The sequence below is a fragment of the Collinsella ihumii genome, assembly GCF_900046475.1.
In the GTDB taxonomy this organism is placed as follows: Bacteria; Actinomycetota; Coriobacteriia; order Coriobacteriales; family Coriobacteriaceae; genus Collinsella; species Collinsella ihumii.
This window is the reverse complement of the sequence record NZ_FCOU01000003.1, coordinates 606,258-622,121: the sequence shown is the minus strand read 5'-3', so window position 1 is coordinate 622,121 and position 15,864 is coordinate 606,258. Positions and strand designations below refer to the sequence as shown.

Here is a 15,864-nt window from a genome sequence, read left to right as displayed (position 1 = left end):
CCCTCGAGATCTTCGAGTACATCGAGTGCTTCTACAACCGGGTGCGGATCCACTCGGCGCTGGGGCACCTCAGCCCCGAGGAGTTCGAGGCGAGGCATATGGAGGGCGCCGCCAAAACGGCGGCGTAAGGATGTAAACGGAATCGGGGCAAATTCAAACAGCAGCGCGTAGGCCTCCGCATCCGACATCCCCTCGGCCTCCGCCCAGCCGATCCCCGCCGCCTCGGCGGCCTCGGACACCGCCTGGACGCTGTGCTTCGGCATTCCCTGCGACCTCGCGATCGCGTTTCGCGACATGCCCGACTCGAGCAGCCGCAGGACCTCCCTGGCCCTGATCTTCCTCGCCATGTCTTGCCTCCTTCTCTCTCGGTTGCATGGCGAGCCGAGCGTAGGCGGAGGCGGTGCCGAACGGGAATACGGCTGGTGCCGAACGGCAATATCGGGCGATGGATGGAGCGGTGCCGAATCGCGATACCGAGGGTGCTAACAGGCGCGATTACTCAAGTAGACAGCCTCCGTCACTCGCTACTCCTCATCCCCTCAAGGTACTCCCTGAAAAACGGGATGTCGAAGTCGACGATTCTGCGGCCGCGCTCGCCGATGACGCCCTGTTCGAGCAGCCTACGCTTGTACTGCGCGGCGTAGCCGCTTGAGACCCCGAGGCGATGCGCGATATCGGACACGCGGCTGGCCCCTTCGTCTTCAAGCATCGCCTCGAGAAAGCGCAGGTCGCCTTCGGAGAGCTCCCGATATGCCGCGTCGAGCACGCGCGTGCGCATGTCGTTGCGCGCCATGTCTATGCCGCGCTTCACGTCTTGGGAGCTGATGCGTTTCATTTCGGGGTGCTGAGACCAGACCCTCGACCCGACGAGTTGGATCATATACGGGAAGCCCTGCGATGCTTCGGCCATTCGAGCCAGTTCTTGATCGGATGCCGTGCGGCCCTCCGCCTCGATCGTCTTGCGCAGCGCATCGATGACCTCGTAGTCCGGAATGCGCTCCATGTGATACTGGGCCGCTCGGCGCAAAAACGAAATATTCTCGTTACGCAGCAGTGCGGATACCTGATGGGGGAGGCCCGCCATAAGGAGCCCGATTCGCCTGCCCTCTCCAACGAACAGCTGATATGTGGCAGCCAGCGCGACCATTTCGTCGAGAGTCACGCGCACCTCGTCTACGGTGATAAGAAGCCCCACGTTCTGTTCTTCAAGTTCGTTAAGCAGACGGGTCATCCGCGTGCGCCAATTACCGGTTTCCGGGGACGAACGTTCCCATGAAACGCCGAAAACACCTCCGACGTTTACTCCCGTCAGATGATGTTGGTTTTCAGACGAGACGAACTCCCGCGCTTTCTCGAGGCTTTGCTCATATATGTCTTCCAACATGCCCGGGAGAGCGGAGACGCTGACGGCGATCCAGCCGTATTGCTGGGCTTGACGCGCGAGGTACATGAGCAGCGCGGTCTTTCCCGTTCCGCGAGCGCCGATAAAGATGGTCGAGAGATTTGGATCGCCCGGGCCGTTATCGAGCGCATTCAGGATATTGCTTATCTGCTCGTCGCGTCCGGCCATGACGAAAGGCACAACACCAAAGGTCGGGGTAAATGGGTTTCTCGATGCCGTCATGTCGCTCCTTCCGTTTTGCATGGCACAGGCATGCTCCGAGCGGTGTCCCATTTCGATTTTTGCATCTTTTGGCATCGTTTGGGAGTTTTGTCATTTGTCCCGCGTGTCGCCAGAAATGTGTACGTGTGGAAGAACGTCCTGACGGGTTGCGCCATGTCTTCACGACAACGAGATGCTTTTGGAGACCGGATGGTTCGGAGGTCGGCATTCTGTGGCACAATATCGAATTCACATTCGATTATGACGTCTGGTCGACTACAAATCCTTATAAGCGCCATTATGAGGTTGTGTCAGCGCACCGTGTATTTGGCTCTCTATCATGGACTCCGCATCTTCCATGTGTCGTAGACTGCTGTGAGCCCTTCGATTGTGAGGCTTTCCGCTCCGACATTACGAATGCAAAGCCATGTGTCTTCCCGCTGCAGCGGGCTGATAGTTCGTGTAGAGTGACGGGGTGGAACAATACAGCGGAAGGATGGCTGGAATGTCGGAGATCTTCGAGCCGAAAAACATCATCGTCACCGGCGGCTGCGGCTTCATCGGGTCGAACTTCGTGCGCTGGGTGGCGCGCGAGCACCCGGAGGTGCACGTCACGGTGCTCGACAAGCTCACCTACGCGGGCAACCCCGAGAACATCGCGGGGCTGGACTCTGCGTGCGTGGAGCTCGTCGTGGGCGACATCTGCGACGCGGGGCTTCTGGACGAGCTCGTCCCGGGGCACGACGCCGTCGTGCACTACGCGGCGGAGTCCCACAACGACAACTCCATCGCCGACCCGGCGCCGTTTTTGCGCACCAACGTGGAGGGCACCTTCGCGCTCATAGAGGCCTGCCGGAAGCACGGCGTGCGCTTCCACCACGTGTCGACCGACGAGGTCTACGGCGACCTCGCGCTCGACGACCCCGCCCGCTTCACGGAGGAGACGCCGTACCGGCCGTCCTCCCCGTACTCCTCCACCAAGGCGGCCTCCGACATGCTCGTGCGCGCCTGGGTGAGGACCTACGGCCTGCGCGCGACCATCTCCAACTGCTCGAACAACTACGGCCCCTACCAGCACCCCGAGAAGTTCATCCCCAGGCAGGTCACCAACATCCTGGACGGCGTGCGCCCCAGGCTCTACGGCGACGGGCGCAACGTCCGCGACTGGATCCACACCGAGGACCACAGCTCCGCCGTGTGGACCATCCTCACCCGCGGCCGCGTCGGCGAGACCTACCTGATCGGCGCGGACGGCGAGCGGAGCAACATCGACGTGCTGCGCGCCATCCTGCGCGCGATGGGGAGGCCCGAGGACGACTTCGACTGGGTCCGCGACCGCCCCGGCCACGACCGCCGCTACGCCATCGACCCGACGAAGCTCCGCCGCGAGCTCGGCTGGGAGCCCGCCCACACCGACTTCGCCGCCGGCCTGGAGCGGACCATCGCCTGGTACCGCGACCACGAGCCCTGGTGGCGCGCCGCCAAGGACGCCGCCGAGGCCCGCTATGCCGCGCAGGGGCAGTAAGGCGGGCAAACCCTATAGCTCCCAAAACCGAAAAGCCCGCAGACGTCGCGTCTGCGGGCTTTTTGCGTAGAGCATCCCGAGGAGCGATCGAGTGGGTATCAGAACGCGAGTCGCAAGAAGCTGAAAAGAGGTGAGGGGCCATATGATTTCCCATCGCACAAAACGCTGTATCTGGTTTGCCTGCGTTGCACTCGGCGTGGTCGCGTTCGCGGCCATCTTCGCCCTTACCGTGCAGGGACCGCAGGAAAGCGCCTCCCTTTCCGGTTTCTTCGAGCAGAAGCTCACGCCGGTCGAGACCGCTGCCGGCGGATCGATCTGGATGACCATCAAGGCGACGATTCGCAAAGTCGCCTCGCATCTGTTCGCTGTCGCCGGCATTCGCAAGTGGGCCCATACGGCGGAGTTCTTCGCGCTCGGGCTGTTTGTGAGCTTGGCGGCGCTTCTGTACGTGCCGCGAAGCGACAGCTCTCCTTTGAAGCCGCGCAAGCGCTTGAGCCATCGAGCGACTGTTGCCCTGGCGATCTGCGTCGTATGCTCCCTGTTCGACCAGATCCATAAGCTGTTCGTCCTCGGTAGGCATTTCGATGTCACCGACCTTCTTTTCGACGCTTTGGGCTACGGGCTGGCGCTCGTCTTGGTGTTCATCCCCGCCGTCCTCTTGATGGCGCACCGGGGAAAGCGCGGCGCCCATTTCGGCTGACCAGGGGAATGCTTATAGGGAACGCACATTTTGACCACCTCCGGTGCTGCGTCGCTGGCGCAGCTTGCCGATCCGCCATCCTCGCCGCCCCCAACATGCCTCAGGGCGTCTCCCTCCCAACTGATAAACGATTCGATAACTTGACGCCGCCCCGTTTGGGCCAATGCGCTCGCAACGCTACAATAGAGCCGCTGGCGCACGCCAGTTTCAATGCATCGCGCCGCGGTCGCATGTCCGCTGGTCGCACCATTCTGCGAAAGGGACCGTACATGAAGTATTTCGGCACCGACGGATTCCGTGGAGAAGCCAACAAGGGCCTTACGGTTGATCATGCGTTCAAGATCGGACGGTATGTGGGCTGGTATTACGGCGCGCGCCAGGAGCGCAAGGCGCGCGTGGTCGTGGGCAAAGACACCCGCCGTTCGAGCTACATGTTTGAATCTGCGCTGGTGGCGGGCCTTGTCGCCTCGGGTGCCGACGCGTACATGCTGCACGTCATTCCCACGCCGGGCGTGGCGTACGAGACGGTCGACGGCCGTTTTGACTGCGGCATCATGATCTCTGCCTCCCACAACCCCTACACCGACAACGGTATCAAGCTCGTGAACGGCGAGGGCTACAAGATGGACGAGGAAGTGCTCGAGCTGATCGAGGACTACATCGACGGCAAGTGCGACGTGCCGCTGGCCACCGGAGACGCCATCGGCGCGACGATCGACTACATGCAGGGCCGTAACCGCTACATCGCCTTCTTGATCTCCAGCGCCAACTTCTCGCTGCAGGGCGTGAAGATCGGCCTGGACTGCGCCAACGGTTCCGCGTCTTCGGTTGCCAAGCCCGTGTTCGACGCGCTCGGTGCCGACGTTCGCGTGATCAACAATAGCCCCGACGGCTTCAACATCAACGTCGACTGCGGCTCCACCCATATCGATCGCCTGCGCCGTCACGTGGTCGAGCAGGGTCTGGACGTGGGCTTTGCCTACGACGGCGACGCGGACCGTTGCATCGCCGTGGACGAGCACGGCAACGTGGTCGACGGCGACCTCATCCTGTACGTGTGCGGCGTCTACCTCAACAAGCACGGCCGTCTGACCGGCGGCACCGTGGTCCCGACCGTCATGAGCAACTACGGCCTGTTCAAGGCGTTCGACGAGGCGCGCCTGTCCTACGAGACCACGGCCGTCGGCGACAAGCACGTCTACGCCTGCATGCGCGCCAACGGCTACAGCCTGGGCGGCGAGCAGTCCGGACACATCATCTTCGGCGACATCGAGTGCACGGGCGACGGCATCATGACCTCGCTGCGCGTGATGGAGGTGCTGCGCGCCGAGCGCGAGACGCTGTCCCAGCTGTGCGCGCCGGTGAAGCTGTATCCGCAGCTGCTCACCAACGTGCGCGTGACCGACCGCGACGCGGCGATGGCCGACGAGGGCGTGCTGGCGTCCGTCAAGCAGGCGGAGGAGTTCCTGGGCGATCGCGGCCGCGTGCTCGTGCGCGCGAGCGGCACCGAGCCGCTGGTCCGCGTGCTCGCTGAGGCGCCGACGAAGGAGCTGTGCGAGGAGGCGAGCGCGTTCACGCTGAAGGCGCTCGATTCGTTCAAGGTGGAGTAGGCGAAAACCGTCGATACATAGGCGTCTGTATCGGGCGTCCCGCGCGGTGGCGGGGCGCCCGATTTGCGTTTTGGCACAGAGTGCGGGGCTGCGTGCCATCCCCGACCAACCCATCGAAGGGGCGTCCCCGATTTGCAAAAGTGCATGCGGAAGGTACGTCCCCAATTTGCATGCATCCCCTTGTAGCTCATTTGGAGTTTAGTAGCTGCAAGTTTGCATAAACTATACTTTCAAGGGCGAATACAGACGCACTCGTGCGTGCGATACAAGGAGACGATATGGCAGATTCGAACGACATGAACGGCAGCGGTCCGCAGCGTCCGCCGCGCCGCCGCACGGCCGCCGAGCAAGGAGAAATCGCAATGCGCGTTCCTTATAGTTGGTTGGGCGAGATGATCGAGCTGCCGTCCGATCCGGCCGATCTCGTCGCCGAGTTCATTCGCACGGGCACCGAGGTGGAGTCTGTTGATACGGTTGTCTCTTATTCACAGCCGATGTGTTAAAGAGACCGCCCCAGGACGGCCCCTACACCGAGCCGGTCGGCCGCATCGAGACCGAGCGGGGGAGCGCCTCCTCCGAGCCGACCGCCTTCCAGGGTGCGCCCTCCGGGGAGCGCGCCGAGTTCTACGACTTCGGCCTGCCCTACGGCGAGGACGCCGGCTCGCGCACCGACGACGGACTCGTCAAGCGCCGCCACAGCCGCCGCGACCGCCGTCGCCGCCGCATCCGCCGCACCGTCATCGCCGTCGTCGTCCTGCTCGTGGTCGCGCTCGGCGTCTCGGGCGCCCTGCTCGCCCGCTCCGCGCTGTCCGTGCGCGACCGCGCGGGCGAGGCCGTGGGCATCGTCAACTCGGTGAAGGACAAGGTCACCTCTGGCGAGTTCTCGACGCTGCCCGACGACGCGGTGCGCCTCCAGGCCCTGTGCGCCGACATCGAGGCCGAGACCTCCGGTCCCCTCTGGGCCGCGGCCTCCGTCATCCCCGTGGTCGGCTCCGACGTGTCTGCCGCCCGCGAGCTCGTCTCGGTTCTGTCCGAGGTGTCCGCGGACGCGCTCGTGCCCATGGCTGAACAGCTCGCCGGCGCCACGCCGGGCAGGCTGTTCGCCGACGGCAGCATCAACGTGTCGGCCGTCTGCGCCGTCGTGGACGCGCTGGCCGACAGCGCCGGGGTCCTCGGGAGCGCGAACGAGCGCGTGCAGGCGATCGGCGACACGCACGTCGCGCAGGTGACCGAGCTCGTCGAGACCGCCAAGGACGGCTTCGCGGTGCTCGACGGCGCGGTCAAGGCGAGCGAGAGCCTCTCGCCCGTGCTGCCCGCCATGCTGGGCGCGCAAGGTACCCGCAGCTACCTCGTCATGGCGCAGAACAACGTCGAGATCCGTGCGAACGGCGGCCTGGGCGGCTCCCAGGGTGTCATCACGATCACGGACGGCCAGATGGAGATCGGCGATTTCCGCGGTTCGCTGCGCGTGTCCGACGATCAGCAGGTTCTGCTCACCGATGAGGAGAACAACCTGTTCAACAAGATGACCGGCAACGTGGGCAAGGTGACGGGCGACGCCACCATGATCCCCGATTTCCCGCGCGCCGCCTCCATCATCGGTCAGCTGTGGGAGGCCGGTATGGGTCAGCACGTCGACGGCGTCATCGCGCTCGATCCGGTGTTCCTCCAGTACCTGCTCGGGCTCGTCGGCGGCGTGACGCTGCCCGATGGCACGGCCGTGGACGGCACGAACGCGGCGACCGTCCTCATGCACGACGTGTACTGGAACTACCCCCAGGAGGAGTCCGACGCCATCTTCGCGAGCGTGGCGCAGGCGGCCTTCGACCGCATCCTGTCCGGCATCGGCGAGGCCGACATGGCCGGCCTCGTGCAGGTCTTCGCGCGCGGCTGCGACGAGGGCCGCTTCATCGTTTGGATGGAGGATGCGGACGAGGAGCAGGCGATCGAGGACATGGGCATCGCCAACGAGCTGCCTGACGCGGGCGACGTCGACGGCGTCCCGGAGGCCGGCGTCTACCTCAACAACGTGGGCTATTCCAAGATGGACTGGTACCTCGACCTCAACGTGGACGTCTCCTCGGGCATGAAGCGCGGCGACGGCACCACGACCTACGACGTCACGGTCGACATCGCCAACACCTGCACCGAGGCGGAGGCGGCCAACCTGCCGGGATACGTGGGCGTGAACAAGTGGATGGACGACGGCTCGATCCAGCTCGTGCCGCTCGAGCGCTACATCGTCTACCTGTTCGCACCTGCAGGCGGCACCATCTCCGATGTGAACGTGCAGGTGAACGGCCAGGCCGACATGACTATGAAGGAAGGCACCTACAACGGGCTGAACGTCACGTACGGCATGCTCGACCTGTATGACGAGGAGAGCTGCACGGTGACCTACACGATCACGGTTCCCTCCGATGCGGCCGGCGAGCTCCAGATGCGCGTGACCCCGACCTGCCAGGATGCGCGCGAGGGTAATCTGTAGAGTTCTCAGAGCACGCGCGGTACAGTAAGGCGCCCCGTCCGGAAAGCGATCCGGACGGGGCGCCTTTGCGTTGCGCGTGCGTGTGCGGGGCGGCCGGCTGGGCGAGCGGAGCGATCCGCTAGCCCTCAGGCGTCACCGGCGGCACGTTACCGGCGTCGTTGGCCTCGCCGGCGGCGATCATCTGCTCGAACATGCTTGCCGACTGGCGGAAATCACTCGGGAGCACCACGGTGGAGCTCTTGCCGCTCTTGGCGAACTCGTTCATCATCTCGGTCCACTGCGTGAACATGAACAGCAGGTTCGCCTCGTCGTTGCCCACGCCGGTCTCCTGGATGATCTCCAGCGAGTCCTTGATGCCCAGCGCGATGGCCTTGCGCTGGTTGGCGATGCCCTCGCCCGCCTGCTCCATGGCCTCCGCCTCCGCCTTGGCCTCCGTGACGCGACGGATGCGGTCGGCTTCGGCCAGGTCCTGCGCCGCGGCTTTGGTGCGCTGGGCGGCGTTGATCTGGTTCATGGAGTTCTCGACCTCAGCGGGCAGCGCGATCTTGGTGATGAGCGTCGAGACGAGCGTGAAGCCGTAGGCCGCCATCTGCTCAGAGACGGTGGCGTTCACGTCCTTGGCGATGTCGTCCTTCTTGGCGAAGACCTCGTCGAGGGTGTAGACGGGGATGGAGCTGCGCAGGGCGTCGGTGATGAAGTCGCGCATCTGGGCGACGGGCTGCTGCAGCATGTAGTAGCTCTTGTACACGCCGGATTCCTGCGGCGCGTTGCCGAGCTCGTAGCTCACGTGGTACTGCGCGGAGACCTCGAGGCCGATGGTGACGTTGTCCTCGGTCTTGACGTCGATATCGAAGCCGTTCTTCATGGTGCGCAGGCTCACCGTGGCCGCCTTGCGGTCGATGAAGGGGATCTTGGCGTGGAAGCCCGCGCCGACGATGCGGTTGAACTTGCCCAGGCGCTCGATGATGACGGCGTGCTGCTGCTTGACCACGAAGAACAGGTTGCCTGTCGCGATGCTGATGATGAGCAGGACGAGCACGGCGATGAGGATGAAGCCGAACATGGCGTTTCCTTTCGACGGATGAACTTACAGGCAGGATACCCCATCCGGGCGCAGGGGAATCGCAAGCTTGGGATAAAGGGGCGCGCCGCAGGGAGATCCCCCCTGCGGCGCGCCCGCGTCAAAAACGAAACATAAGCATTACAGCGCGTAGAGCGCACCGAACTTCTTGGCGAGGTAGTCGCAGTAATACGTCGCGTCGAACGGCGCACCGCAGGCGTTCTCGATGAGCTCGGGCGCATCCTTGCCGCGGCCCCAGCGCCAGATGTTCTGCTCGAGCCATGCACGCACCGGTGCCAGGTCGCCCGAGGCGCACGCCGCCTCCAGGTCGATGCCGGCGCTCGCCATGGCCGGCGCATACTGCGCGTCGTAGGCGCTTCCCAGCGCGTAGGTGGGGAAGTAGCCAAAGCTGCCGCCCGACCAATGCGTGTCCTGCAGGCACCCGTGCGTGTCGTCGGGCACCTCGATACCCAGGTACTTCATGGTCAGCTCGTCCCAGAGGCCCGGGATGTCGCGCGCCGTCGCCTCGCCGGAGAACAGCTTCCGCTCGATCTCGTAGCGGATCATGATGTGCAGCGGGTAGGTGAGCTCGTCGGCCTCGGTGCGGATGAGCGAGGGCTCCGCGATGTTGACGGCACGGTACAGCTCCTCCTCGGAGACACTGTCGTAGATGGCGGGGATGCGGCGGCGCAGGATCTGCAGCAGCGGGCCCATGAACGCGCGGCTGCGGCCGACGGTGTTCTCGAAGAAGCGCGACTGGCTTTCGTGGATGCCCATGGACGTGCCGCCCGCCAGGCACGTGTAGGCGTAGGCCTCGTCGACGCCCAGCTCGTAGATGGCGTGGCCCGCCTCGTGGATGATGGAGTAGACGTTCGAGATGACGTTGTCCTCGTAGATGTGCGTGGCGATGCGCGCGTCGCCGGTCGAGAAGCCCTCGGAGAAGGGGTGCTCGGTGAAGGCGAGCGCGGTGTCGGCGCGGTCGATGCCCACCAGGTCGATTAGGTCGAACGAGATCGCCTTCTGGATGGACTCGGGGATGCGCGCCTGGAGGAACGAGGCGTTGGGCTGCACGCCGTGCTCCACGATGGCGTGCACGAGCGGGACGACGGTTGCGCGCACCTGGTCGCAAAACGCGTCGAAGGCCTGGGAGGTGAGCCCGCGCTCGTACTGGTCGAGCAGCACGTCATAGGGGTCGCGCGTGGGATCGAGATAGCCCGCATGGCGCTTGCAGGTCTTGACGATGCGGTCGACGTAGGGCTCGAACGACGCCCAGTCGTTGGCAGCCTTCGCCTTGTGCCACACGGCATCCGCCTCGCAAATCAGGCGGGTCCAGGCCTCTTCTTCCTCGGTGGGGATGACGAGCGCTTCGCGCTGGTCGCGCGCGAGCACGCGGACCTCGTCGGCGAGCTGGCCGGTGATCTTGTCCTTGGCGGCCGCCTTCTCGAGCGCGCGGACGAGCTCAACGGCCTTATCGCTCGTGAGCAGCTTGTGATGGGCGGCGGCGAGCGTGCCCAGGGCCTCGCCGCGAGCTGCGGCGCCGTTCTCGGGTGCCACGGTGGCGCCGTCGAACTCGCTAATCTTGAGCAGGTACTCGTAGGTCCACAGCCTGCGCTCGAGCTTTCGCAGCTTCTTACCCAGCTTGTGGGTGTTGATCTTTGCCTTTCCCATCGCGTTCTCCTCATCCTCCGTGCGATTGAGTATTCCAACAAGTGTAGCTGTATCGGCTTCGTAAGCCTATGGCAAAACACCGGTAAGCATCCGGCCGGTCGCGCAAGCGACGCGCATTCCGGATAAAAGGACCCGTCCCAAAAGGCGCCGAAAAGCGTGGAATGTGCGCTTGCGCGGGTTTGCGGCAAGCGCTTGTGCTATCCTTGCCCTCAACGCGTTGACGGAGAGGGTTGTGCCCGCCGCGTCCCGCAGAGAGAGGGAAGGTCACCGGCTGAAAGCCTTCCTGCGTGGGCAAGGACACAGCGTTCACTCCCGAGCAGCGACCTGAACGGACGTGCCGGAACACGGCAGCTGAGTAGGGAAGCCGCGCGCCCGGGCGATATCGGGCAAAAGAGGGTATGCCGGGCGCGACAACCGGCAGCCAAACAAGGTGGTACCGCGGATCTGTCCGTCCTTGCACACGGGGTTTCCCCACGTGCAAGGACGGTTTTTTATTGAGAAGGGATGTTTCATGAGTCTGATTGAAGACCTTGACCAGCTCGAAGCCAAGGCAAAGGAGATGATCGAGGGCGCCGTGACGGTTGATGCGCTCGAGCAGGCGCGCGTGGCGCTGCTCGGCCGCAAGGGCGAGATCACCTCGGTCATGCACATGATGGGCAAGGTGGCTCCCGAGGAGCGCCCGGTGCTCGGCAAGCGCGCCAACGAGCTGCGCCGTCTGGCCGAGAGCCTGCTGGAGCGCCGCGGCGGCGCGCTCAAGCGCGAGGCCATGCGCAACCTCATGGCGACCGAGGCCGTTGACGTGACCCTGCCCGGTGCGCGTCCCAAGATCGGCCATCAGCACCTCATCAACCAGATCATCGAGGAGATCGAGGACGTCTTCTGCGGCATCGGCTACACGGTCGAGGACGGTCCGCACGTGGAGACGACCTTCTACAACTTCACCGCGCTGAACGCGCCGATGGACCATCCCAGCCGCAGCGCGCGCGACACGTTCTACGTGGTGGACAACGCGCCCGGCACCTGCGCCCACGCCGAGGCGCACGCGCACGGCGAGTCCGACGTGCTGCTGCGCACCCAGACCTCGGGCGTGCAGGTGCACACCATGGAGGAGCAGAAGCCGCCCATCTACATGATCGCCCCGGGCACGGTCTACCGCCCCGACACCCCCGATGCCTGCCATCTGCCGCAGTTCAACCAGGTCGAGGGCCTTGTGGTGGACGAGGGCATCACGTTCGGCGACCTCAAGGGCACGCTCGACTACTTCGTCAAGTGCATGTTCGGCTCCGAGCGCAAGACGCGCTACCGCCCGCACTTCTTCCCGTTCACCGAGCCCTCCTGCGAGGTCGACGTGAGCTGCGGCGTGTGCCACGGCGAGGGCTGCAGCTTCTGCAAGCATTCCGGCTGGATCGAGATTCTGGGCTGCGGCATGGTCGACCCCAACGTGCTCGTGAACTGCGGTATCGATCCCGAGCGCTATTCCGGCTTCGCCTTCGGCATCGGCGTCGAGCGCGTGGCGGCGCTCCGTTACGACCTGCCCGACCTCCGCACGCTGATGACGGGAGACATGCGCTTCCTGAACCAGTTCTAGGCGGTCCCGGGCGACGCCCTGGGCGTCGCGCCTGTTCGAGACCGTTCATGCGAAAGCCGAAACCGTTCTACATGTCATAAAGGAGAAATCGCAATGCGCGTTCCTTATAGTTGGTTGGGCGAGATGATCGAGCTGCCGTCCGATCCGGCCGATCTCGTCGCCGAGTTCATTCGCACGGGCACCGAGGTGGAGTCTGTTGATACGGTGGGCGAGTCCTTCGACCATGTCGTCACCGCCCAGGTGGTTTCCAAAGAGCCCCATCCCGATTCCGACCATATGTGGGTCACCAAGGTCGATGTGGGCGAGTTCAATCTCGGCGAGGACGGCGCGCCCGAGCCGCTGCAGATCGTGTGCGGTGCCCAGAACTTCAACGAGGGCGATCACATCGTGACCGCCCTGATCGGCGCCGAGCTGCCCGGCGGCGTCAAGATCAAGAAGTCCAAGCTGCGCGGCGTGGTGTCGTTCGGCATGAACTGCTCCGCACGCGAGCTGGGCCTGTCCGGCGACCATTCCGGCATCATGATCCTGCCGCCCGACGCGCCCGTGGGCGTGCCGTTCGCCCAGTACCAGGGCACCTCCGAGACCGTGCTGGACTGCGAGATCACGCCGAACCGCCCCGACTGCCTGTCCATGGTGGGCATGGCGCGCGAGGTCGGCGCCATCTACGACCGCGACTACCATGTCGAGTACCCCCAGATTAAAGAGGAGGTCGGCCGTCCGACCGCCGACGAGATCTCGGTCGACTTCGACGGGGAGGGCATGTGCAGCCGCTACGTCGCGCGCATCGTCCGCAACGTGAAGGTCGGCCCCAGCCCTGACTGGATGGTCCAGCGCCTGAACGCGCTCGGCATCCGCCCGCACAACAACATCGTCGACATCACGAACTACGTGATGATGCTTACCGGCCAGCCGCTGCACGCGTTCGACCTGTCCACATTCGCCGAGCGCGACGGCAAGCGCTCCGTCGTGGTGCGCGCCGCGCGCGAGGGCGAGACGTTCACCACGCTCGACGGCGTCGAGCGCACGCTGTCTGAGGGCATGAGCCTCATCACCGACGGCGAGCGCCCCGTGGCGCTGGCCGGCGTCATGGGCGGCATGGATTCCGAGATCGAGGACGACACCGTCGACGTGATGGTCGAGAGCGCCTGCTTCGACGCCGGCCGCACCTCGCACACGAGCCGCGACCTGTCCCTGATCTCTGACGCGTCCATCCGCTTCGAGCGCCAGGTTGACGAGACCGGCTGCGTGGACGTGGCCAACATCACGTGCGCGCTGATCGAGGAGCTCGCCGGCGGCGAGGTCGCTCCGGGCTACGTGGACCTCTATCCCGCGCCCAAGCAGCAGCCCGAGCTCACGCTGCGCCTTGCGCGCGTGCACGCCATCTGCGGCGCGGACATCGATCCCGAGTTCATCGAGCGCGCCCTGACCCGCCTGGGCTGCACGGTGTCTCGCGTGTGCGAGGGCGATGAGCAGGCGTTCCGCGTCGTGCCGCCGAGCTTCCGCCCCGACCTGCCGCGCGAGATCGACCTGATCGAGGAGATCTTGCGCCTGTGGGGCATGGACCGCGTCGAGGCGACCATCCCTGCCGCCAAGAACCACATCGGCGGCCTGACGCGCGAGCAGCATCTCACCCGCAAGATCGGCCAGATCCTGCGCGCCTGCGGCCTGAACGAGACCACGACCTTCGCCTTTGCTGCGGCCGACGACCTCAAGAAGATCGGCATGTCGGAAGAGGGCCGCGGCCTTCCCGTCGTGCTCATGGACCCGCTGATCGCCGAGCAGACCGAGATGCGCCGCTCGCTGCTGCCTGGCCTGCTGCGCTCCGTGGCCTATAACGAGGCCCACGGTATCGCCAACGTGCAGCTCTACGAGATCGGCCGCCTGTTCCACGGCCGCGAGAACGCCAGCAAGCCCAAGGAGAACGTGAGCGTCGCCGGCGTGCTGTCCGGCGCCATGGGCGACGTGACGTGGAACCAGAAGTTCGCGCCGCTGCGCTTCTTCGACGGCAAGGGCGTGGTCGAGGAGCTGCTTGCCCAGCTGCGTGTCGAGAAGGTCCGCTTCCGTCCCGCCGAGGGCGAGGGCTACGCGTTCTTGCAGCCCGGCCGCGGCGCCGAGGTGCTGTCCGGCGGCACCGTGCTCGGCTGGGTCGGCGAGATCCACCCCGATGCGCGCGAGGCCATGGACATCGATCTTCCCGTGGTCGCCTTCGAGCTCAACTTTGAGGCCCTGCTGCGCGGCGCCCGCAACCAGGAGGCCTACCACGAGTTCTCGAGCTTCCCGAGCGTGGAGCACGATCTGGCTATCGTCGTCGATGAGGGCGTGACCTGCGAGGATCTGGAGCGCCGCATCGTGAGCGCCGGCGGCAAGCTGCTGTCCGATGTGCGCCTGTTCGACGTGTACCGCGACCCGGTGCGCGTGGGCGAGGGCAAGAAGTCCATGGCGTTCGCGCTGACGTATCGTTCCGACGACCATACGCTCACGTCCGAGGAGGTCGAGCGCGCCCACTCCAAGCTCGTGGCGAAGGTTTGCAAGGCCACGGGCGGCGAGGTCAGGTCTTAACTGTTGCCGCGGCGCGTTGACGCATTGGTCTTTTATACTGAGGGGGTCCGTGCCTGGCGCGGACCCTTGTTCGTTTGGAGGATGCGCACCCTATGCCCAGCTGGAACATTCATATCGCCGAGGCCGAGCGCCTGCTTGAGCGCGGCGGTGCGGTGGCCCGCACGGTTCGGGACGCGAACGCGTTTTTGTTCGGCAGCCTCGTGCCCGACATCATGGTGGGGTATATGGTTCCCGGCATCGGCAAGCCCATTCCGTATCGGACCACGCATTTTGCCGCGCCCGCGTTCATCCCCAAGCCGCGTGAGCGCGAGTTCTGGGACACCTATGTCGTTCCGCAGGCCGCGCTGCTGTCCGACGAGGACCGTGACTGCGCGTGCGTGCGGCCGATGAGTATCGTCGAGGAGCGCGAGGCCATAGACCGCATCCACTTCCCCCAGCGTTTCGAGGGGCGGCAGGATGCATCCGCGGTCGAACGGGATCGATGCGAGGGCGCTTCTGCGCCACGGCCCGAGCGCACCCTTTTCGATTATCTGCTCGGCACCTGGGCGCACTTGGTGGCGGACAACCTGTGGAACACCCGCGTCAACGAGTTTTTGGATGCGCATGGCGGCAAGCCGAGCGAGCAGTTCCGCATCAAGAAGCAGGGAGATTTCGACGGATTCGGCAAGATGCTGCCCATCGTCTCGATTCCGCGGGAGACGCCAGCACTGCTGCAGGCCGCAGCCGAGTTTCCCCAATATCCGATCGCGCGCGGGCACGTGCACGACGCCATCGTGGTGGCGCACGAGATCGTGCGCACCAACGGGGCGCCCGACCACGCTCCCTATCAGCTGCTCACCGAGGATTTCTTCGAAACCACCTTCGCAGAGGTCCTGGACACGACCGATCGCGCCCTCGAAGAGCGTCTGTAGCCGCCGCGCCCGTGCGCGTTGCCACTCCGGGGCGGCCCAAAATCCATGAATATCGAGTTTGGTGCGATTTTTGAGTGCCCCTCGCCCACAGGTGCCACACCCCTCAACAAAACCGCAGGATTCAACTGGGCGTTTGTTGAGGGATATGGCGC

12 protein-coding genes are annotated in these 15,864 nt (G+C 64.9%); 9 read left to right on the top strand and 3 right to left on the bottom strand.

Annotated elements, in window-relative coordinates:
• On the top strand, nt 1-128 hold a 128-nt coding region (locus BN3789_RS12305), incomplete at its 5' end, for an IS3 family transposase (protein ID WP_147569527.1).
• 389 nt (nt 129-517) lie between these two features.
• On the opposite strand, the gene BN3789_RS03945 is transcribed toward BN3789_RS12305, so the two are convergent.
• Complete coding sequence (locus tag BN3789_RS03945; protein WP_066830226.1) at nt 518-1,624, bottom strand: AAA family ATPase; 1,107 nt, start codon at nt 1,622-1,624, stop codon at nt 518-520.
• Nucleotides 1,625-2,108: 484 nt separating this feature from the next.
• Between BN3789_RS03945 and rfbB the strand changes: the two genes are divergently transcribed.
• From rfbB to BN3789_RS03920, 5 genes are all read left to right on the top strand, one after another.
• Nucleotides 2,109-3,128: a dTDP-glucose 4,6-dehydratase gene (rfbB, locus tag BN3789_RS03940; RefSeq protein WP_066830223.1), complete on the top strand. Its 1,020-nt coding sequence runs from the start codon at nt 2,109-2,111 to the stop codon at nt 3,126-3,128.
• 142 nt (nt 3,129-3,270) lie between these two features.
• Nucleotides 3,271-3,828: a VanZ family protein gene (locus BN3789_RS03935; RefSeq protein ID WP_066830221.1), complete on the top strand. Its 558-nt coding sequence runs from the start codon at nt 3,271-3,273 to the stop codon at nt 3,826-3,828.
• A gap of 269 nt (nt 3,829-4,097) precedes the next feature.
• Complete coding sequence (glmM, locus tag BN3789_RS03930; RefSeq protein ID WP_066830219.1) at nt 4,098-5,438, top strand: phosphoglucosamine mutase; 1,341 nt, start codon at nt 4,098-4,100, stop codon at nt 5,436-5,438.
• Nucleotides 5,439-5,716: 278 nt separating this feature from the next.
• Nucleotides 5,717-5,941 (top strand): hypothetical protein, encoded by a 225-nt coding sequence (locus BN3789_RS03925; RefSeq protein ID WP_066830216.1) that lies wholly within the window; start codon nt 5,717-5,719, stop codon nt 5,939-5,941.
• The gene (locus tag BN3789_RS03920) at nt 5,935-7,926 is read left to right on the top strand and encodes a DUF4012 domain-containing protein (protein ID WP_066830213.1); all 1,992 of its coding nucleotides are present in this window, start codon (nt 5,935-5,937) and stop codon (nt 7,924-7,926) included. Before BN3789_RS03925 ends, BN3789_RS03920 begins: the two co-directional genes overlap by 7 nt.
• A gap of 118 nt (nt 7,927-8,044) precedes the next feature.
• Here the strand turns inward: BN3789_RS03920 and BN3789_RS03915 are convergent, their stop codons facing one another.
• Both BN3789_RS03915 and BN3789_RS03910 read right to left on the bottom strand, forming a co-directional pair.
• A complete protein-coding gene (locus tag BN3789_RS03915; RefSeq protein WP_066830210.1) occupies nt 8,045-8,989 on the bottom strand; it encodes an SPFH domain-containing protein in 945 nt (314 codons plus the stop codon).
• A gap of 138 nt (nt 8,990-9,127) precedes the next feature.
• On the bottom strand, nt 9,128-10,654 hold the full coding sequence (locus tag BN3789_RS03910; RefSeq protein WP_066830207.1) for a carboxypeptidase M32: 1,527 nt from the start codon (nt 10,652-10,654) through the stop codon (nt 9,128-9,130).
• A gap of 511 nt (nt 10,655-11,165) precedes the next feature.
• On the opposite strand from BN3789_RS03910, the gene pheS reads away from it, so the two are divergent.
• From pheS to BN3789_RS03895, 3 genes are all read left to right on the top strand, one after another.
• A complete protein-coding gene (pheS, locus tag BN3789_RS03905; RefSeq protein WP_066830204.1) occupies nt 11,166-12,242 on the top strand; it encodes a phenylalanine--tRNA ligase subunit alpha in 1,077 nt (358 codons plus the stop codon).
• Nucleotides 12,243-12,335: 93 nt separating this feature from the next.
• Nucleotides 12,336-14,801, top strand: a complete 2,466-nt coding sequence (gene pheT / locus BN3789_RS03900) for a phenylalanine--tRNA ligase subunit beta (protein WP_066830202.1) — start codon at nt 12,336-12,338, stop codon at nt 14,799-14,801.
• A gap of 92 nt (nt 14,802-14,893) precedes the next feature.
• Nucleotides 14,894-15,712 (top strand): hypothetical protein, encoded by an 819-nt coding sequence (locus BN3789_RS03895; protein WP_066830199.1) that lies wholly within the window; start codon nt 14,894-14,896, stop codon nt 15,710-15,712.
• The last annotated feature ends 152 nt before the right edge of the window (nt 15,713-15,864 follow it).